The sequence below is a fragment of the Agrobacterium sp. SUL3 genome, assembly GCF_001263295.1.
In the GTDB taxonomy this organism is placed as follows: domain Bacteria; phylum Pseudomonadota; class Alphaproteobacteria; order Rhizobiales; family Rhizobiaceae; genus Agrobacterium; species Agrobacterium tomkonis.
Genome location: NZ_KQ414510.1, coordinates 100,154 through 117,918, shown reverse-complemented (window position 1 = coordinate 117,918; position 17,765 = coordinate 100,154). Strand labels below are relative to the sequence as shown.

Here is a 17,765-nt window from a genome sequence, read left to right as displayed (position 1 = left end):
CGGGCCGCTTTTTTTTGGCTTCTCAATTCTAGATTGGTTGAGGGCAGGCCGTGCTGCCGGTCAGCACGCGAGATCGGCGACCACGGCATCCAGAATAAGCATGCCCGAAGGCGTGCAGCGCAGGCGCGAATTGCCGAGCCTTTCCACGAAACCGTGCTGCAGAAGGAATTCCTCCTTCTCCGGGTCGAGATCGCGGCCGGATAGATCGCTCCAGCGGGCCAGATCGATGCCTTCGCGCAGACGAAGCCCCATCAGCAGCAATTCGTCGGCCTGCTCGTCGACGCCCAGCATTTCCTGATCGACCATGCCATGGCCTTCTCGCTCGACAGTCTCGAGCCAGGTCTCGGGGTGCCGCTCGGTGGCGGTGGCGAGCTTGGAGGCGCCTCTGGTCAAACGCCCATGCGCGCCGGGGCCGATGCCGGCATAATCGCCATAACGCCAGTAGGTGAGGTTATGGCGGCTTTCGGCGCCGGGGCGGGCATGGTTGGAAACCTCATAGGCCGGCATGCCGTAACGCTCGGTGATTTCCTGCGTCGCCTCATAAAGCACGGCTGAATGCTCACCGTCAGGCACGATGAGCTTGCCGGCCTTGTGCAGCCCATAAAAGGGCGTGCCTTCCTCGATGGTCAGCTGGTAGAGCGACAAATGGTCGACCGCATAGGAAACCGCCTCTTTCAGTTCGGCATCCCATTCGGCCACCGTTTGCTTGGGGCGGGCATAGATCAGATCGAAGGACATGCGCGGAAAGATTTCCCGCGCCAGCCGGATGGCTTTCAGGGCATCGGCGACATCATGCAGGCGGCCGAGGAACTTCAGGTCCCGGTCGTTCAGTGCCTGCACGCCAAGCGAGACGCGGTTGACGCCCGCCGCGCGATAACCGCGAAACCGTTCCGCCTCGACGCTGGAAGGATTGGCTTCCATGGTAATCTCGATACCATCTGGAACGTGCCAGAAACGTGCGACGCCATCCAGAATGGCTGCAACCGTCTGCGGGTCCATCAGCGATGGCGTGCCGCCGCCCATGAAAATGCTGGTGACGACCCGCGGACCGCTGAGTGCCCGCATATGCTCCATTTCACGCAGGAAGGCCGTGGTAAACCGCTCCTGATCCACCGGCCGGTGGCGGACGTGGCTGTTGAAATCGCAATAGGGACATTTGGCCGCGCAGAAGGGCCAATGCAGATAGATCCCGAAACCGGGATCGCCCGTATCCGGCAGAAGCGATGCGCCGGGGGCAGAAAAATGATGCTCCCCGACCATCGGGTTCATGCCTCCAGGCAGGTTTCTACGAATTTTTTAAAGGCGCGCGCGCGGTGCGACAGCGCAAACGCGTCACCATGTTTCCAGCCATGTTTCGCATCGGCCGTCATCTCGCCGAATGTGGTGTCATAACCCTCCGGTTTGAAGATCGGATCGTAACCGAAGCCGCTCGTTCCGCGCGGCGGCCACACCACGGTGCCTTCCACCTCGCCACGGAAATACTCGACATGACCGTCCGGCCAGGCAAGGCACAATACGCTGACGAAGCGGCCCGTGCGATCCTCGGCTTTCGATGCGCCGCTTTCGGCAAGCGCATCTTCAACCTTTTGCATTGCCATGGCGAAATCGCGCGTGCCGTCGGCCGTCTCCGCCCAATTGGCGGTGTAGACACCCGGTGCACCGTCCAGCGCGTCGATGACAAGGCCGGAATCGTCGGACAGGGCCGGCAGGCCGGATGCCTTGGCGGAGGCAAGCGCCTTGATGGCGGCATTGTCCTCAAAGGTCGTACCCGTCTCATCCGGCTCTGCGAAATTCAGCTCGGCGGCCGATTTGGCGGAAAAGCCGAAAGGTCCGATCAGATCGGCGATTTCGGCGATCTTGCCCTTGTTGTGGCTGGCGACGACGATCGTTCTGGTATCGAGCTTGCGCATCATGGTTTCCTGTCGGCTCAGGCGATTGCCTGCTTCTGAAGGGCGACCAGCTCGCTGCAGCCTGCCTTGGCAAGGCCAAGCAGCGTCAGGAATTCTTCTTCGGAGAAGGGCGCGCCTTCCGCCGTTCCCTGAACTTCAACGATACCGCCGGAGCCGGTGATGACAAAATTCGCGTCGGTCTCGGCGGAAGAGTCTTCCAGATAGTCGAGATCGATCACCGGCTGCTTGGCGAAGATGCCGCAGGAGATCGCGGCGATATGGTCTTTTAGAACCTTCTCGACCTTGATCATGTTGCGGGTTTCCATCCACTTCAGGCAATCATGCAGGGCAATCCATGCGCCGGTGATGGAGGCGGTGCGTGTGCCGCCGTCCGCCTGGATGACGTCGCAGTCGATGCTGATCTGGCGCTCCCCGAGCGCCTGCAGATCAACGACGGCGCGGAGCGAGCGGCCGATGAGGCGCTGGATTTCCTGCGTGCGCCCACCCTGCTTGCCAGCGGCGGCTTCGCGCTTCATGCGCTCATGGGTAGAGCGCGGCAGCATGCCGTATTCGGCGGTGACCCAGCCCTTGCCACTGTTGCGCAGCCACGGCGGCGTCTTTTCTTCAAGGCTTGCGGTGACGAGCACATGCGTGTCGCCGAATTTGACCAGACAGGAGCCTTCGGCATGCTTCGAGAAATTGCGCTCGAAGGAAACCTTGCGCATCTGATCGGTTTTTCTGCCTGAAGGCCGCATATGATCCACTCTCCATGTTGGTTCCTGCCTTCTAAGGTGCGCTCCGGGCTTTTGCAAAGCCAATTTCCATTTTGCCGCAGCGGCGCGACGCATTATATTGGCCCAGAGTAGATTTGGGTGACAAAGAACGGACGAGATGGGTTTTTCAGCACCGCTTTCAAAAGATCAGGCATCGCTGCTGGATGAACGGTCGCGGGAAATTTTCCGGCGCATCGTCGAAGGCTATCTCGACACTGGCGAACCCCTGGGATCGCGCAGCCTGTCGCGGCTGCTGCCGATGTCGCTTTCGCCGGCCTCCGTGCGTAACGTCATGAGCGATCTCGAGGAACTGGGCCTCATCTATTCGCCACATATCAGCGCCGGGCGCCTGCCCACCCAGACGGGGCTGCGTTTCTTTGTCGATGCCTTCATGCAGGTGGGTGATCTGCCTGCCGACGAGCGGGCGAATATCGACCGGCAGATCGGGCCGGTCGCCGGCCACGAACAATCGCTGGAAGGGCTGCTGACGGAAGCGAGCCGCATGCTGTCGGGCATGTCGCGCGGCGCCGGCCTCGTGCTGACGGCCAAGAACGATGTCATCCTCAAACATGTCGAGTTCATTCGGCTGGAACCCACCAAGGCGCTTGCGGTGCTGGTGGGGGACCACAATCAGGTCGAAAACCGCATCATCGAATTGCCGGCCGGTATTTCCTCGTCGCAATTGACCGAGGCGGCCAATTTCATCAATGCCCATCTCTCCGGTCAGACGTTGCAGGAATTGCGCGGCCAGTTTCAGACGCAGCGGGCGGAGCTGCAATCGGAACTCGGCACGCTGGCGCAGGATCTCATCGAACGCGGCCTTGCCGTCTGGGCGGGTGACAATGAGGAGGGCAAGCTCGGCCGCCTCATCGTTCGCGGACGTTCCAACCTGCTCGAAGGGCTGGCCGGCGAAGAAGACATTGATCGTGTACGCCTGCTGTTCGATGATCTGGAGCGCAAGGAAAATCTCATCGAAATCCTCAACCTTGCGGAAAGCGGCTCGGGTGTGAGGATTTTCATTGGCTCGGAAAACAAGCTCTTTTCGCTGTCCGGTTCATCTCTCATCGTTGCGCCCTATCGCGATGATGACAACCGTGTCGTGGGTGCGGTCGGTGTCATCGGGCCGACGCGGCTGAATTACGCCCGTATCGTTCCCATGGTCGATTATACCGCCCAGATCATGGCCCGCCTTTCCCGGAAGCAAAGATAGGACAAGCCCGCAAGGTCAGAGAATGCGGCAAGCTTTTCGCCGCAAGCCTTGATTTTTGCCCGCCAAAGCTCGATATCGGGCGCAACCAACAATACTCAAATTTGGAGAACGTCATGACCGACGATACAAAAAAGCCCGGACCTGACGCGGACATCGCCGAAGAGTTTCTCGATCCCGCGCTCGCCGGCGAAGAGCCGACTGATGCCGCCGAACCCGATCCGGTCGAGCTGCTGAAGGCTGAAAATGCCGATCTGCGCGACAAGTTTCTGCGCCTTGCCGCCGAAATGGACAATCTTCGCCGCCGCACCGAGCGCGACGTCAAGGACGCCAAGGCCTATTCGCTGGCCGGCTTTGCGCGCGACATGCTCGCCGTTTCCGACAATCTTCGCCGCGCGCTTGAGGCTATTCCCGATGAGCTCAAGACCAATGGCGAAGCCGGTCTCAATGGCCTGATCGAAGGCGTCGAGATGACCGAACGTTCGATGTTGTCGACGCTCGAGCGCCATGGCGTCAAGAAGATCGACGCCGAGGGCCAGAAGTTCGATCCGAACTTCCACCAGGCCATGTTCGAAATTCCCAACCCGGCAGTTCCGAACAACACTGTGCTTCAGGTTATTCAGGCCGGTTTCACCATCGGTGACCGCGTCCTGCGCCCCGCCATGGTCGGCGTCGCCAAGGGTGGCCCGAAGGCGGAAACTGCTGCATCGGCAGAGCCTGGCACGGCCTCTCTCAATGAAAAGGATGCCTGAGGCATTTCTTCCCGCAATAAAAAACGCGCCCTTGAGGCGCGTTTTTTATTGTCATGAAAACCTGAGATCAGTGGCGACGGATCATGCCGCCGTCGCCTGTTCCTGATTGAGAAAAGCATAGATTGCCGTGTCGGAATCGGTGGCGCGCAGCTTGGCCACCAGTTCAGGGTCGCGCAGGGCGCGCGCAATTCGAGACAGTGCCTTCAAGTGATCCGCACCGGCGCCCTCAGGCGCAAGCAAAAGGAAAACCAGATCGACCGGCTGGTCGTCCAGCGCTTCGAAATCGACCGGTGTTTCAAGACGCGCGAAGACGCCCGTGATCTGATGAATGCTGGCGAGCTTGCCATGCGGAATGGCGATGCCATGGCCGACGCCAGTGGAGCCGAGCTTTTCACGCTGGAGGATGACGTCGAAAACTTCCCGTTCCGAGACTCCGGTAATTCTGGCTGCCTTTGCGGCCAGCTCCTGAAGCAATTGCTTTTTGGAATTCACCTTGAGGGCGGGAATAATCGCATCTTGTTGCAGCAAATCTGCCAACGCCATTCTCTTTTTCCTTCATGCCATCGAGACGATGCAGGAGGCAGAGACGCTTTCGCGTTCTGCCTCCCACGTCTTGTCAGACTGTTCAGCTCTTGATCGTTTCCGCGTCGATCCAGCCAATATTGCCGTCATGACGTCGGTAGACGATGTTGAGATATTCCTTGCCCGGGCTGCGGAATAGCAGAACCGGTTCGTCCGTCATGTCGAGCGCCATCACGGCGCTGGCAACGGACATTGTCTTTATCTGTTTCGAACTCTCCGCGACGATGGTGGGTGCGTAATCCTCGGGAACCTCATGGTCCTCATCGGGAACAGCATCCATCACCGTATAGGCGATTTCCTGCGACACGCCATTCGAACCGTTGTGATGGTCCTTCAGCTTGCGCTTGTAGCGACGCAGGCGCTTCTCGATCCGCTCTGCGGCGGCATCGAAGCTTGCCTGCGGATCATTTGCCTGACCCGCCGCATGCAATACAATGCCCGTATCGAGATGCAGCTTGCAGTCGGCGGCAAAACGCGATCCCGACTTCTCCACGGTTACCTGGCCTGAATACCCCCCATCGAAGTATTTGGTAACTGCCAGACCTATATTGTCCTCAATCCGCTGACGGAAAGATTCACCGATCTCCATATGTTTACCAGATACACGCACACTCATGGAAATTTTCCTTTTTGTAGTGATTTGCGAGTACCAGCTTACGTCAAGCCGCGCGCGCATCCAAGCGTTTCGAAGACCTTAAAAAGCCTCCATTCGAATTTTACGCCCATGGACGGTGGAGATGAATCCGTTACAAATGACCTTGCTTACGTGTGCGGCGGGCTTCTAGCCCCTGGCGTGATAAGAGTCAATGGTGCGGCAAAAAAGCGCTCCAAACGTGATCACGCGCACCGCTCAGAAGACTGACAACCTCGCGAGCGCCTTCTTTTCGCGGCGTCTCTGGACGGAGGAGGGGATGTTCATCGCCTCACGATATTTGGCGACAGTGCGGCGGGCGAGATCAACCCCGCTCTTTTTCAGATTGTCGACGATGTCGTCATCGGAAAGCACCGCCTCGGCGGCCTCCTGTGCGATCATGGTCTTGATGCGGTGACGCACCGCTTCCGCCGAATGGCTGTCGCCGCCTTCAACCGCGCTGATCGAGACGCTGAAGAAATATTTGAGTTCGAACAGCCCGCGCGGCGTCAGCATGTATTTCTTCGATGTCACCCGGCTGACGGTGGATTCGTGCATCTTGATGGCGTCGGCCACCGTCTTGAGGTTCAGCGGGCGCAGATGATCGACACCATTGACGAGAAAGGCGTCCTGCTGGCGCACGATCTCGGTCGCTACCTTCATGATCGTCCGGGCGCGCTGGTCGAGGCTGCGGGTCAGCCAGTGAGCGGTCTGCATGCATTCGGAGAGGAAATCCTGGTCCTCTCCTGCGCGCGCCTTGTGTTTCGAAACCTCGGCAAAGTAGCTCTGGTTGATGAGCACGCGCGGCAGGGTTTCGGGATTTATCTCCACAAGCCAGCCGCCGGATGAGGAGGCTCGAACGATGATATCAGGGACGATCGTCTCCGAAACGGTCGAATCATAACCCGCGCCGGGACGCGGATTGAGCGTCCGGATTTCCGCCAGCATGTCGAGAAGATCCTCTTCATCGACCCCGCAGAGTTTTTTCAGGGACGCGAAGTCGCGCTTGGCCAGAAGCTCCAGATTGTCGATCAAGGCCCGCATTGCCGGATCGAGCCGATCCCTCTGGGCGAGCTGGATTGCCAGACATTCGCTCAAGGAACGGGAAAACACGCCCGGAGGATCGAAGCCCTGAAGGGTCTTTAAAACATGCTCCACCGCCGCCGGCGCTGTTCCCAGCCGGTCGGCGACATCATCGACGGCATCCGCTGCGATATATCCGGTTTCGTCGAGCTGGCCGATCAGCGCATCGGCGATCATGCGGTCCTCGGTGGAGGATATGGCCAGCGGTAATTGCTGACTGAGATGGTCACCAAGGCTCTGTTTCGCGGCGACGAAATCGTCAAGATCATAGCTTTCGCCGGATTCCTGCCCGGGCATGGATTTCCACTGGCTTGCCAGTTCGGGCGCATCGGCCTTTCTGGGCTCGGCATCATCAGGGAAGACATTTTCGAAGCTGGTATCGAGTTGTTCGCCGAGATTTGCGGCGCGGTCGCCGTACCAGTCGTCGCTGTCGGCCGTTACCGTAGGGTTTTTATCCGAAGCTTCGCCGTCGGCATCGCCGAAATTATCCGCAGTATCAGGGATGTCACTGCCCAAATCGCCGTCGTTTGCCGCAATTTCCAGCAGCGGATTACGCTCCACCTCCTGCGCAATAAACTGCGTCAGCTCGAAATGCGTCATCTGAAGCAGCTGGATGGACTGCATCAGTTGCGGTGTCATGACGAGAGACTGGTTTTGACGCAGCAAAAGGCTGGCAGACAATGCCATAGCGGACGCGAAACTCCCCTTACAGCTTCTCCATTGCCACAGTTTTCATAAATTTTGAGAAGGCAAAGAAACTTGGCCCAAAAATTGCTTTTTTATCTTGTTTGGTCAAGCGTCGGCGCGGGGCGCGATGAAGAATCTTTCGCGCCCGCAAGTTTAAAGGCTGAAATTATTGCCGAGGTAGAGCCGGCGTACGTCCGGATTGTTGACGATATCGTCCGCGCGACCGTGGGTCAGAACCTCACCGGCATGGATGATATAGGCACGGTCGATGAGGCCGAGCGTTTCGCGGACATTGTGGTCGGTGATGAGAACACCAATCCCGCGTGCGGTCAGGTGTCTGACGAGATTCTGGATGTCGCTGACCGAAATGGGATCAACACCGGCAAAAGGCTCGTCCAGCAGCATGAAAGTCGGATCGGTCGCCAGAGCGCGGGCGATCTCAAGGCGACGGCGTTCACCGCCCGACAGAGCGACTGCCGGCGACTTGCGCAGCTGGGCAATGTGGAACTCTTCCAGCAGCTCATCGAGCTTGCGGTTCCGTTTGGCACTGTCCGGTTCGTGGACTTCAAGCACGGCGCGGATGTTTTCCTCGACCGTCAGTCCGCGAAAAATCGAGGCTTCCTGCGGCAGATATCCGACGCCGAGGCGCGCACGCCTGTACATCGGCATGCCGGTCACATCGTTGCCATTGATGGCGATCTTGCCGCTATCGACGGGTACGAGGCCCGTGATCATGTAAAAACAGGTTGTCTTGCCGGCGCCATTCGGACCCAGCAGCCCCACGGCTTCGCCGCGGCGCACGACAAGCGACACGCCGTTGACCACCCGGCGCGTATTATAGGTCTTCGTCAGACCATGCGCGATCAGCGTGCCTTCATAACGGGCCTTGTCGGCCTGTGATGCCGCTTCCACGGATGGGTTGCGCCCACCGCCAAACATTTTTGAGATCGAAGGTATCTTCACGAGGTGAGACTACTGTTTTTTCTGCGATTTCGGATCGAGCATGATCCGAACGGGGCCGCCGCAGCTTTCAAGCTTCGCCTGTCCCGAATTCATCAAGACAGTGAGCTTGCAGCCGGTGAAGACATTGGTGCCCTCGGACAGAACGACCTGCTTGCCCGTAAGGATAAAGGTCTGCGCCGCCATGTCGAATTCGCCGTGATCGGCCGTGGCCTTCTGGGTCTCGGACGTCAGATAGACATTATTATCGACGAAGATTTTTTCGATATTGGCGTCACCGCTGGTGAGCGAGGAACCCTCGCCCTTGTAGTTGACCGTCATCTTGCCGGCCTGAAGGGTGGTCGTGCCCTGCACAACTTTCACGTTTCCGGTGAAATAGGCCTTGCGCTCCTGATCCCGGATTTCAAGCTGGTCGCTTTCAATTGCGATCGGCTGGTCGCTGGAGAGCTTTACACCCTGCATATTGCTGGTGGTGCTCTGGGCGAAAGCCACGGTTGCGAGACAGGAGAAAACAAGACCTGCGGCTGCAACGCCTGCGGATCTGCCAAGGGAAACGGGACGGGAAACTTGCATCATCTGGACCGGGCTCTCACTTGGCTTCATTTTTGATATTGGATGCAGCGATACGTGCCCGTACCTGCCCCGAAAATGTAATCGTTTTGCCATTATCGGCGATATCAATCGATTGCGCAACAATGGCACCGTCGTTTGTTTTGATCGAAACGGGCTCTTTGCTGCTCATTTTTCCGGCCTTCAAATCAACATCCGCAGACTGGAACTTCGCTTGTATGCCATTGCTGAGATTGATGTCAAAAGGTGCCGTCATCTTCAGCGTATTGGTGGCCCGGTCGAAAATGCCTTCCTTGGCGATCACCTGTGCGACGCTGTCATTGACAGGCACTGCGGCCAGAACTTTCTCCAGCGTCATCAGGTTGGGATTGGCGATATCCTGCAACGCACGGTCGGCGTTCATGGAATAATCGATCCCCTTCTCGTTGCGGCCGGCAACGGCAGGTTTTTCCATCACGATCTTGCCGTCTTCGATCCTTGCGCTTTCCAGCGAAACCTCGTCGGGCGCCCAGGTGCGGATGAGCGAAACGGCGATGAAGGCGAGCGAAATCACCGCTGCGCTGAGCGGCAGGATGATTTTCAACCGCTTCACGCGCGCGGAATGTCGCAGAGCGCGCTCATAAGCGCCGTTCTGGTCATTGGGCAGCGGAAATGCTGGCGCGGGTTCGCGGAGTCGTTCAAGCATAAGAGTGGGTCCGGAAACTTCCTGGGCGCCATTTTTGGCGCGCAATTGAAGCTTGTATGTTTATCTTAATGTGTTTGGCACGAGTGCTTTGTCCTGCCAATATGGTTTTTGTCTGGAAAGGTGCAAGGGAAATGCGAATTTTATCGTAATTCTGGTTTCCTTATTGTTTCCTTGCGGCTTCGCGCTAGAAGAACCATATGGCCGTGAAGCACACGTGGCGTCAAAGGCCGGATGGCAGAGGTTTTCGATGGATAATATGGCGATAGCGGATCGCAGGCGATTGCGCCGCAAGCTGACTTTCTGGCGGATTGCCGCTGTTTTGCTGTTTGTCGTCGGTATTTTCGGCCTTTACCGGTTTTTCTGGACCGAGCCGCAGCAAAGCGCCAAGCCCCATATCGCCCGCGTCGAGATTTCCGGCCTGATCCAGGACAATACAGAACTCCTGGAACGGCTCGACAAGATCGCCAAGAGCGACAATGTCAAAGGGCTGATCGTGTCGATATCCTCGCCGGGCGGCACCACCTATGGCGGTGAGCGCATCTTCAAGGCTATTCGCGGCGTTGCGGAAAAGAAGCCGGTCGTTTCCGACGTCCGCACTCTGGCCGCCTCCGCCGGTTACATGATCGCTTCGGCCGGCGATGTCATCGTCGCGGGGGAAACCTCGATCACCGGTTCGATCGGCGTGATTTTTCAATATCCCCAGGTCGGCCAGCTGATGGACAAGCTCGGGGTCTCGCTGCAGGAAATCAAGTCCTCCCCGTTGAAGGCGGAACCTTCGCCATTCCACGAAGCGCCTGAAGAGGCAAAGACCATGATCCGCGCCATGGTGATGGACAGCTATGGCTGGTTTGTCGACCTTGTGGCCGATCGTCGCAAGCTGCCGCGTGAGGATGTGCTGAAACTGGCGGATGGATCGATTTTCACCGGCAGGCAGGCGCTCGCCAATAAGCTGGTTGATACGCTCGGTGGCGAAAAGGAAATCCGCGGCTATCTCGAAACACACGGTGTCGCCAAGGATTTGCCGATCGTCGAATGGCGCGCGCCGTCGTCCCGCTCGCCTTTTTCGTTTTTCAGTGTTGCGCAAATAGCGAAGTTTCTGGGATATGACGATTTAATTCCCTTTGCGGGACCCGGCCAGCTCGGTGCGGACAAGTTGTTTCTTGACGGTCTTGTTTCCGTTTGGCAGGTTGGGCCACGTTAAAAATCCAATTCTTTCAGGGGGCAACCGTGATCAAATCTGAACTGGTGCAGATCGTTGCTGCGCGTAACCCGCACCTTTATCACCGTGACGTGGAAAACATCGTCAATGCGGTGCTGGATGAAATCACCGATGCCCTGGCGGGTGGAAATCGTGTCGAGCTTCGTGGTTTCGGCGCATTTTCGGTGAAAAACCGACCTTCACGTTCGGGGCGGAACCCGCGCACGGGCGAATCGGTTTTCGTCGAGGAAAAATGGGTGCCTTTCTTCAAGACGGGCAAGGAGCTGCGTGAGCGCCTGAACCCCGGAATGGGTGACGAAGAAGAGGACGATTGATCGTCCCGGACGCAGGATGCCGGAAACGGAGCCGGCGGAACCCCGCAGCGATGGAGTAATGTCGGATGTCGAAAAAAATCATCAACCTCATCATCCTGCTTCCGCTGGCGATTATCCTCGTCATCCTGTGCGTGGCCAACCGTCAGGCCGTGACGCTCGCACTCAATCCCTTCCGTCCGGATGACGGCGTTCTGTCCTTCACCGCGCCGTTCTTTGTATTCCTGTTTCTGGCCGTCATTGCTGGCGTGCTGTTGGGATCGGCAGCCACATGGTTTGCGCAGGGCAAACATCGCAAACGCGCCCGTATCGAAGCCAGGGAAGCCGTTCGCTGGCATGACGAGGCGAACCGCCAGAAGGCGACTGCAGCCGCGCAGCTTCCGAATGCGGGGCAACTCCCGGCAAAGTGATATAGCCGACAGTCGTTCCGGCTCTAGTCGAGCGGCGTGCGGAATGCTATTTGCTGCGCCATAAGACGCGGGCAGAAGCGGAAAGATTTCCATTGAAGAAAAAAGACAGCCGGCCGGGCAATCGTGCACGGGCCGGGAGCGAGAAAAAACAGGTTCATGCCGCAAGGCCGGCGCGACGCGCGGAAGCAGCACCGAAAAAGCGCGAACCCGACGCGGTTCGCAGCGTGCCGAAACCTGAACCGAAGGAAAAGGTTGCTGCCGCACCGGCGGTTGAGCAGGCGCCTGCACGGCCCCTCAAGCAGCGCACCGGGGAACGTCCCGCAGAACGGGTTCCGGTCATTCTGGAATCGAGCGGTGCGGGCGATTTTCACCTGATCGACAGCGGCAATGGCCTGAAGCTCGAACAATATGGCGACTACCGCGTCGTCCGTCCCGAGGCGCAGGCCTTGTGGCAACCGTCGGTTCCTGACCGGGTGTGGCAGAATGCCGACGCCATTTTCAGCGGCGATACGGATGAGGACGGCATGGGCCGTTGGCGCTTTCCGAAGACGGCGCTCGGCGAAACCTGGCCCTTGTCCCTGCTCGGCGTTGAATTTCTGGGCCGCTTCACGGCCTTCCGTCACGTCGGCGTCTTCCCGGAACAGATCGTCCACTGGGAATGGCTGAAACATGCCGTCGAGACGGCTGACCGGCCGCTGAAAGTGCTGAACCTGTTCGGTTACACCGGCGTCGCCTCGCTGGTTGCGGCCTCTGCGGGGGCTGAAGTCACCCATGTCGATGCCTCCAAGAAAGCGATTGGCTGGGCCAAGGAAAATCAGGCGCTTGCCGGGCTTGAACAGGCGCCGATCCGATGGATTTGCGAAGATGCGATGAAGTTCATCCAGCGTGAGGAGCGTCGCGGCAGCACCTATGACATCATTCTTACCGACCCGCCGAAATTCGGCCGCGGCACCCATGGCGAGGTCTGGCAATTGTTCGACCATCTGCCGCTGATGCTGGATATCTGCCGGGAAATCCTCTCACCCAAGGCGCTCGGCCTGGTGCTGACGGCCTATTCCATCAGGGCCAGTTTTTATTCGATGCACGAGTTGATGCGCGAGACCATGCGCGGCGCCGGTGGCGTCGTCGCGTCAGGGGAACTCGTCATTCGTGAGGCAGGGCTTGACGGCAAGACGCCGGGCCGGGTGCTTTCCACATCGCTGTTCAGTCGCTGGGAGCCGAAATGATGAAGGATATGCGCGAAAACACGACGCGCCGGGTTGGCCAGGTCAAGGAAGTGACCAGCCTTGCCAATCCCATCATCAAGGATATCAAGGCGCTCACCCAGAAAAAGGGCAGGGAAGAGACCGGTACCTTCATGGCGGAAGGCCTGAAGCTGGTCATCGATGCCCTCGAACTGGGCTGGACGATCAAGACGCTGGTTTATGCCAAGGCCGCCAAGGGCAAGCCGCTGGTGGAGCAGGCCGCGGTAAAGACCGTCGCGTCAGGCGGTCTGGTGCTCGAAGTCAGCGAAAAGGTTATTGCTTCAATCACCCGCCGCGACAATCCGCAAATGGTCGTCGGCATTTTCGAACAGAAATGGGCCTCGCTCAGGGATATTCGCCCGGAAAAGGGCGAGACCTATATCGCGCTCGACCGAGTGCGTGATCCCGGCAATCTCGGCACCATCATCCGCACCGCCGATGCGGCTGGCGCCTCGGGCGTCATTCTGGTCGGCGACTGCACCGATCCCTTCTCGCTGGAAACAGTTCGCGCCACCATGGGTTCGGTTTTCGCCATGCCGGTGGCTCGCGCCTCGGTTGAAGAATTCCTGTCCTGGAAGAAATCGGCGCAGGTCAGCGTCGTCGCCACCCATCTCTCGGGTTCCGTGGATTATCGAAAGATCGACTATGCCGGCAAGCCGGTCGTGCTTTTGATGGGTAACGAGCAATCCGGCCTGCCGCCGGAACTGGCTGGCAAGGCGGATCAACTGGCGCGCATCCCCCAGCAGGGTCGTGCCGACAGCCTCAATCTGGCCATCGCAACCGCCGTGATGCTTTTCGAAGCACGGCGACATCTCCTCGAACTGGCACCGGTGAAGTAATGGCCAAAGCGGCACTGTTTTCGAAATTCGGCCCGGCTTTCGCGCTGATCGTCGCCGCGCTCGTGCTGGACCAGATCGTCAAACAACTGGTTGAAGCCTATCTGCCATTGCAGGAGATGGTGCCAGTCATTCCGTTTCTGGCGCTTTACCGCACCTATAATCTCGGCGTCGCATTTTCGATGCTGTCGGACATGCAGGGCTGGTTCATCGTCAGCATGCGGCTCGTTATCGTTGTTTTCGTGCTGTGGCTATGGCGCAAGACGGCGGCGGACCGCACCTTCGCCCATCTCGGCTTTGCCTTCATCATCGCGGGTGCTGCCGGCAATCTTCTCGACCGTTTTCTCTATGGACACGTCATCGATTACATCCTGTTTCATACGCAGACATGGTCCTTCGCCGTTTTCAATCTGGCTGACAGTTTCATAACCATTGGTGCGGCCTGCGTCATTCTTGACGAATTTCTGCACGCCCGGGCGGCTAAAAAGTAAAATTTTAGGGTTTCCACCAAACATATCAAAACCGCTGCCGTGGTAGCGGTTGCATATGAGCGAACTGGCAAAACTTCGGGAAAAAGTTTCAGACGGCCTCGGGCTGGCGCCTGTAGCGGTGCAGCCGGGGGATCGTATCGACGCAACAAGGCAGCATGCCGGCGCGGAACACGAGATCGGCTCAGGGCCGATTTCCCTATACGTTGCCATTTCGTTGTCGGTTGGTGCATTTTCCGCCGCGCTGATTGCGCTTGCAGTGCCCTATGCGGTCACCGTTGCCCTCGCATCCTTCTTTGGCGTCATGCTCGTCGGTGTCCTTTTCTACGCGCTGTTCGGCAAAACCGTCCCACTTAAAGTTGCGCTGGCCGACGATTTGGATGTTCGTCTGCGGCAGACGCAGAACCGCTCGCTGATCGCCGAGATGCAGGAGTCCATGGGTGATATCGTCGTCATCCGCAATCTGGATCGGCGCATCGTCGAAGCAAACAGGATCTTTCGCGAAATGACGGGATGCTCGGCCCCTGAAGGGTTGAGTTGTGAGGAAATCGGCATTGCCTTCCGTCCGGGCGACAAGGTTCACGCCTATGACGTGGAGATCGCCACCCCTTTCGGACAGCGCATCTTCTCCTGGCATGATGTGGTAACCCGCGATCTGGCCAGCAGCCGTCTTCTCATCAGCAGCATCGCCAGAGACGTGACGGAAGAGCGGCTTGCGCTTGCCGAAAGGGAAGACGCCCGCTTACGCGCCGAAAAGGCCGATGCGGAAAAGGCGAGGCTGCTTGCCACGGTAAGCCATGAAATCCGCCTGCCGCTTTCCGGCATGCTCGGCATGAATCATCTGCTGTCACAAACGAAGATCAACGAAGAGCAGCGTAATTATCTTGACGGCATGAAGCAGTCCGGCCAGTCGCTGGTGCAGCTCGTTGAGGATCTGCTGGATTATTCGACCATGGAGGCGGGCCGCTTCAAGCTCAATCCTCGGGCGGAAAACCTGCGGCGGTTGATCGAGAGCATTGTCGAGATGCTGGCGCACCGCGCCCACGAAAAAGGGATTGAAATCACCTCCTTCGTCAGCCCTGACGTGCCCGATTATCTCGATTTCGATCCGGCAAGACTGCGGCAGGTTCTGTTCAATCTTCTCGGAAACGCCGTCAAATTCACCCGAGAGGGTGGGGTTGTCATCCGGGCGTGCATGGTCGAGGGCGAATTGCAGATGACGGTTGAGGATACCGGTCCGGGCATGAGCGAGAGAGAACAGGCCCGTATCTTCGGTGAATTCGAGCAGGCAGGGCCGATGTCGCAGCGAAGCGCCGGCACGGGCCTAGGGCTTGCGATTTCCGCCCGCATCGTGCGGGAATTCGGCGGCAGCCTCACGGTTTCGAGCCACAGGGGCAGGGGCAGCATCTTCACGCTTTCGTTCCGTCCGGGCGGCGCGCCTGCTGCAATGCCGGATCCGGGCCGGCGCCACTGCCTGCAACACACGAATGTCCTGCTCATTGCGCCAAAGGGGGTGGCCGCAGCGGTGACGATGGAGGCAATAGAGGCCTTTGGCGGTAAATGTGTTCTCGTCCATCAGCCGGAAGATTTGCAAAGGTTCCAGGATGGGGCAGCTGACTTCGGCGCCGATCTCACCGATATTATCGTCGACCGGCGCGTTTCACTCCTGTTCAGGGATGCCCTGAAGGACTGGCCGCAGCAGAATATTCGCCGTACGCTGCTGGTAAGCCCGGAGGAGCGGCCTTCGACCATGCATGTCTCCTTCGACGCCTGGCTGATCCGGCCGCTGCGCGAAAAATCACTGATCGACGTCCTCTGTGGCCGCCTGCGCGGCATAGAGCGCCGTGACGCGCTGAACGACAACCACCCCGATGTGGGCTTTTCATCTCGGCTGAAGGAAGGGGCAAGTGGCGTCGATATTCTCGTGGCAGAGGATGATGCCGTCAATGCGCGCATCATCCGGGCGGTCCTGGAGAAGAGCGGCTATATCGTTCGTGCCGTCGATGATTTTCAGGCGCTACGTCAGTCTTTGGCGCCGGGTGCTGCCCGTTTGCCCCACCTCATCATCTCGGATCTCAATATGCCGGGTGGCGAGGGGCTTGAGGTGCTGCCAGAACTTCTCGGCACGTTGGAGGGTGAGAGAAATATTCCCGTCATCGTGCTCAGTGGCGATGCACGTGCCGACACGGCCGAAATCCTGCTAAAAGCCGGTGCGGCCAAGGTTTTGGCCAAGCCAACCGACCCAAGACAGCTGGTCGAGGAAATCCGTCGTATGCTGGAGGCGAAACGCCTTTCCCCATAATAGCTTGACAGACTCGCGCTGGCTTCATTTTGTCACTATTCTGTCGTCAATTAGTGATTTATGACAGGAAAATTCTTTGGTGGCGGAGCGATTCCCCATGGTTGCCGAAATCTTCAATCACGACATTTGTGAAAACAATGTTGTCATTCCCCCACGTCCTGAGTCGACTCAGGGTAATGAGGGTCTTTTCGGTCGTATCGGTACATTGGAAACCCGGCTCGCGAGAAATGAGCGCGAGATCGATGCCGCGCAATCCGTGCGTTACAAGGTTTTCGTTGAGGAAATGAATGCGCGCCTTCCCGCGGACGCGATGCGGCGCAAGCGCGACATCGACGCCTGGGACAGTGTCTGCGACCACCTGCTCGTACTGGACAAGGCGATCGAAGGTGACAGCGAGGACCAGATCGTCGGCACCTACCGTCTGCTGCGCCAGGAAACGGCGCTCGCCAATAATGGTTTTTATTCCGCCAGCGAATTCGACATTGCCGGGCTGGTTGCGCGCCATCCGGGCAAACGTTTCATGGAGCTTGGCCGCTCCTGCGTGCTGCCCGAATATCGCACCAAGCGCACGGTCGAGCTTCTGTGGCAGGGTAATTGGGCTTATGCGGTAAAACATCGCATGGATGCCATGATCGGCTGCGCCTCCTTCCCCGGCGTGCAGCCGGAAACCCATGCGCTGGCGCTCTCCTTCCTGCATCATAATTGCGTTGCAAAGGGCGAGTGGGAGGCTTCTGCACTTCCCGAGCTTTACCGCGAGATGGACCTGATGCCGGCGGAAGCGTTGAATACCCGCAAGGCGCTGAATGCCATGCCGCCGCTGATCAAGGGTTATATGCGTCTGGGCGCCATGTTCGGTGCCGGCGCGGTGGTGGACCATGCCTTCAATACGACAGACGTCCTGGTGGTTCTGCCTGTCACGTCCATTGCCGGTCGCTATATCAGCTATTACGGCGGCGAGGCCGAGCGCATCAACGGCTGACCGGCTTTTTGCCGGATGTTCCTGTGGGCAGCGGGCCTGCGCGTGTTGTCTTGGGGCGGACATTCCCGCTAGTGTCGGCGCTCGTTTTCCGCAACACGATATGACATCGGCAGGCCATTGACGGACGTTCTGACAACCGCTTCCTTGATCACGGAGG

The 17,765-nt window shown here is 58.6% G+C and carries 19 protein-coding genes; 10 read left to right on the top strand and 9 right to left on the bottom strand.

All coding sequences use genetic code 11. The features are described from left to right. Window positions 1-60: 60 nt before the first annotated feature. The 3 genes from hemW to rph are packed head-to-tail and all read right to left on the bottom strand — an operon-like array spanning window position 61 to window position 2,644. The gene (hemW, locus tag AKG12_RS21050; protein ID WP_052820311.1) at window positions 61-1,260 is read right to left on the bottom strand and encodes a radical SAM family heme chaperone HemW; all 1,200 of its coding nucleotides are present in this window, start codon (window positions 1,258-1,260) and stop codon (window positions 61-63) included. A 5-nt stretch (window positions 1,261-1,265) separates the two neighbouring features. Continuing rightward, window positions 1,266-1,910, bottom strand: coding sequence for an RdgB/HAM1 family non-canonical purine NTP pyrophosphatase (gene rdgB, locus AKG12_RS21045; protein WP_052820297.1), 645 nt, complete (start codon window positions 1,908-1,910; stop codon window positions 1,266-1,268). A gap of 17 nt (window positions 1,911-1,927) precedes the next feature. Continuing rightward, window positions 1,928-2,644, bottom strand: coding sequence for a ribonuclease PH (gene rph, locus AKG12_RS21040; protein ID WP_046799315.1), 717 nt, complete (start codon window positions 2,642-2,644; stop codon window positions 1,928-1,930). Window positions 2,645-2,780: 136 nt separating this feature from the next. Here rph and hrcA point away from each other — a divergent pair, with 136 nt between their 5' ends. Next, window positions 2,781-3,872 (top strand): heat-inducible transcriptional repressor HrcA, encoded by a 1,092-nt coding sequence (gene hrcA / locus AKG12_RS21035; RefSeq protein ID WP_052820296.1) that lies wholly within the window; start codon window positions 2,781-2,783, stop codon window positions 3,870-3,872. Window positions 3,873-3,985: 113 nt separating this feature from the next. Continuing rightward, window positions 3,986-4,621 carry a nucleotide exchange factor GrpE gene (gene grpE, locus AKG12_RS21030; RefSeq protein WP_046799317.1) on the top strand — a complete coding sequence of 212 codons (636 nt, stop codon included), beginning with the start codon at window positions 3,986-3,988 and terminating at the stop codon, window positions 4,619-4,621. Window positions 4,622-4,702: 81 nt separating this feature from the next. Here grpE and ptsN read toward each other — a convergent pair whose 3' ends face one another. From ptsN to lptC, 6 genes are all read right to left on the bottom strand, one after another. Then, window positions 4,703-5,164, bottom strand: a complete 462-nt coding sequence (ptsN, locus tag AKG12_RS21025; protein WP_046799318.1) for a PTS IIA-like nitrogen regulatory protein PtsN — start codon at window positions 5,162-5,164, stop codon at window positions 4,703-4,705. An 82-nt stretch (window positions 5,165-5,246) separates the two neighbouring features. Further along, window positions 5,247-5,819, bottom strand: coding sequence for a ribosome hibernation-promoting factor, HPF/YfiA family (gene hpf, locus AKG12_RS21020; RefSeq protein WP_052820295.1), 573 nt, complete (start codon window positions 5,817-5,819; stop codon window positions 5,247-5,249). A gap of 234 nt (window positions 5,820-6,053) precedes the next feature. Continuing rightward, on the bottom strand, window positions 6,054-7,604 hold the full coding sequence (rpoN, locus tag AKG12_RS21015) for an RNA polymerase factor sigma-54 (RefSeq protein WP_046799320.1): 1,551 nt from the start codon (window positions 7,602-7,604) through the stop codon (window positions 6,054-6,056). A gap of 153 nt (window positions 7,605-7,757) precedes the next feature. After that, window positions 7,758-8,543, bottom strand: coding sequence for an LPS export ABC transporter ATP-binding protein (gene lptB / locus AKG12_RS21010; protein WP_052820294.1), 786 nt, complete (start codon window positions 8,541-8,543; stop codon window positions 7,758-7,760). 33 nt (window positions 8,544-8,576) lie between these two features. Then, window positions 8,577-9,140 carry an LptA/OstA family protein gene (locus AKG12_RS21005; protein WP_046799322.1) on the bottom strand — a complete coding sequence of 188 codons (564 nt, stop codon included), beginning with the start codon at window positions 9,138-9,140 and terminating at the stop codon, window positions 8,577-8,579. A 13-nt stretch (window positions 9,141-9,153) separates the two neighbouring features. Then, entirely contained in the window at window positions 9,154-9,819 is a 666-nt protein-coding gene (gene lptC, locus AKG12_RS21000; RefSeq protein ID WP_046799323.1) for an LPS export ABC transporter periplasmic protein LptC, read from the bottom strand. A gap of 247 nt (window positions 9,820-10,066) precedes the next feature. Here lptC and sppA point away from each other — a divergent pair, with 247 nt between their 5' ends. From sppA to olsB, 8 genes are all read left to right on the top strand, one after another. After that, window positions 10,067-11,020, top strand: a complete 954-nt coding sequence (gene sppA / locus AKG12_RS20995; RefSeq protein ID WP_046799324.1) for a signal peptide peptidase SppA — start codon at window positions 10,067-10,069, stop codon at window positions 11,018-11,020. A 2-nt stretch (window positions 11,021-11,022) separates the two neighbouring features. After that, window positions 11,023-11,352 carry an integration host factor subunit beta gene (locus tag AKG12_RS20990; RefSeq protein WP_225245141.1) on the top strand — a complete coding sequence of 110 codons (330 nt, stop codon included), beginning with the start codon at window positions 11,023-11,025 and terminating at the stop codon, window positions 11,350-11,352. A gap of 65 nt (window positions 11,353-11,417) precedes the next feature. Beyond that, complete coding sequence (locus tag AKG12_RS20985; RefSeq protein ID WP_046799326.1) at window positions 11,418-11,759, top strand: LapA family protein; 342 nt, start codon at window positions 11,418-11,420, stop codon at window positions 11,757-11,759. A 92-nt stretch (window positions 11,760-11,851) separates the two neighbouring features. Continuing rightward, the gene (locus AKG12_RS20980; RefSeq protein WP_052820293.1) at window positions 11,852-12,985 is read left to right on the top strand and encodes a class I SAM-dependent rRNA methyltransferase; all 1,134 of its coding nucleotides are present in this window, start codon (window positions 11,852-11,854) and stop codon (window positions 12,983-12,985) included. After that, window positions 12,982-13,842: a TrmH family RNA methyltransferase gene (locus tag AKG12_RS20975; RefSeq protein WP_046799328.1), complete on the top strand. Its 861-nt coding sequence runs from the start codon at window positions 12,982-12,984 to the stop codon at window positions 13,840-13,842. Before AKG12_RS20980 ends, AKG12_RS20975 begins: the two co-directional genes overlap by 4 nt. Further along, complete coding sequence (gene lspA, locus AKG12_RS20970; protein ID WP_046799329.1) at window positions 13,842-14,330, top strand: signal peptidase II; 489 nt, start codon at window positions 13,842-13,844, stop codon at window positions 14,328-14,330. Before AKG12_RS20975 ends, lspA begins: the two co-directional genes overlap by 1 nt. A gap of 55 nt (window positions 14,331-14,385) precedes the next feature. Then, a complete protein-coding gene (locus tag AKG12_RS20965; RefSeq protein ID WP_052820292.1) occupies window positions 14,386-16,629 on the top strand; it encodes a hybrid sensor histidine kinase/response regulator in 2,244 nt (747 codons plus the stop codon). 97 nt (window positions 16,630-16,726) lie between these two features. Continuing rightward, entirely contained in the window at window positions 16,727-17,608 is an 882-nt protein-coding gene (gene olsB, locus AKG12_RS20960; RefSeq protein WP_046799331.1) for a l-ornithine N(alpha)-acyltransferase, read from the top strand. The last annotated feature ends 157 nt before the right edge of the window (window positions 17,609-17,765 follow it).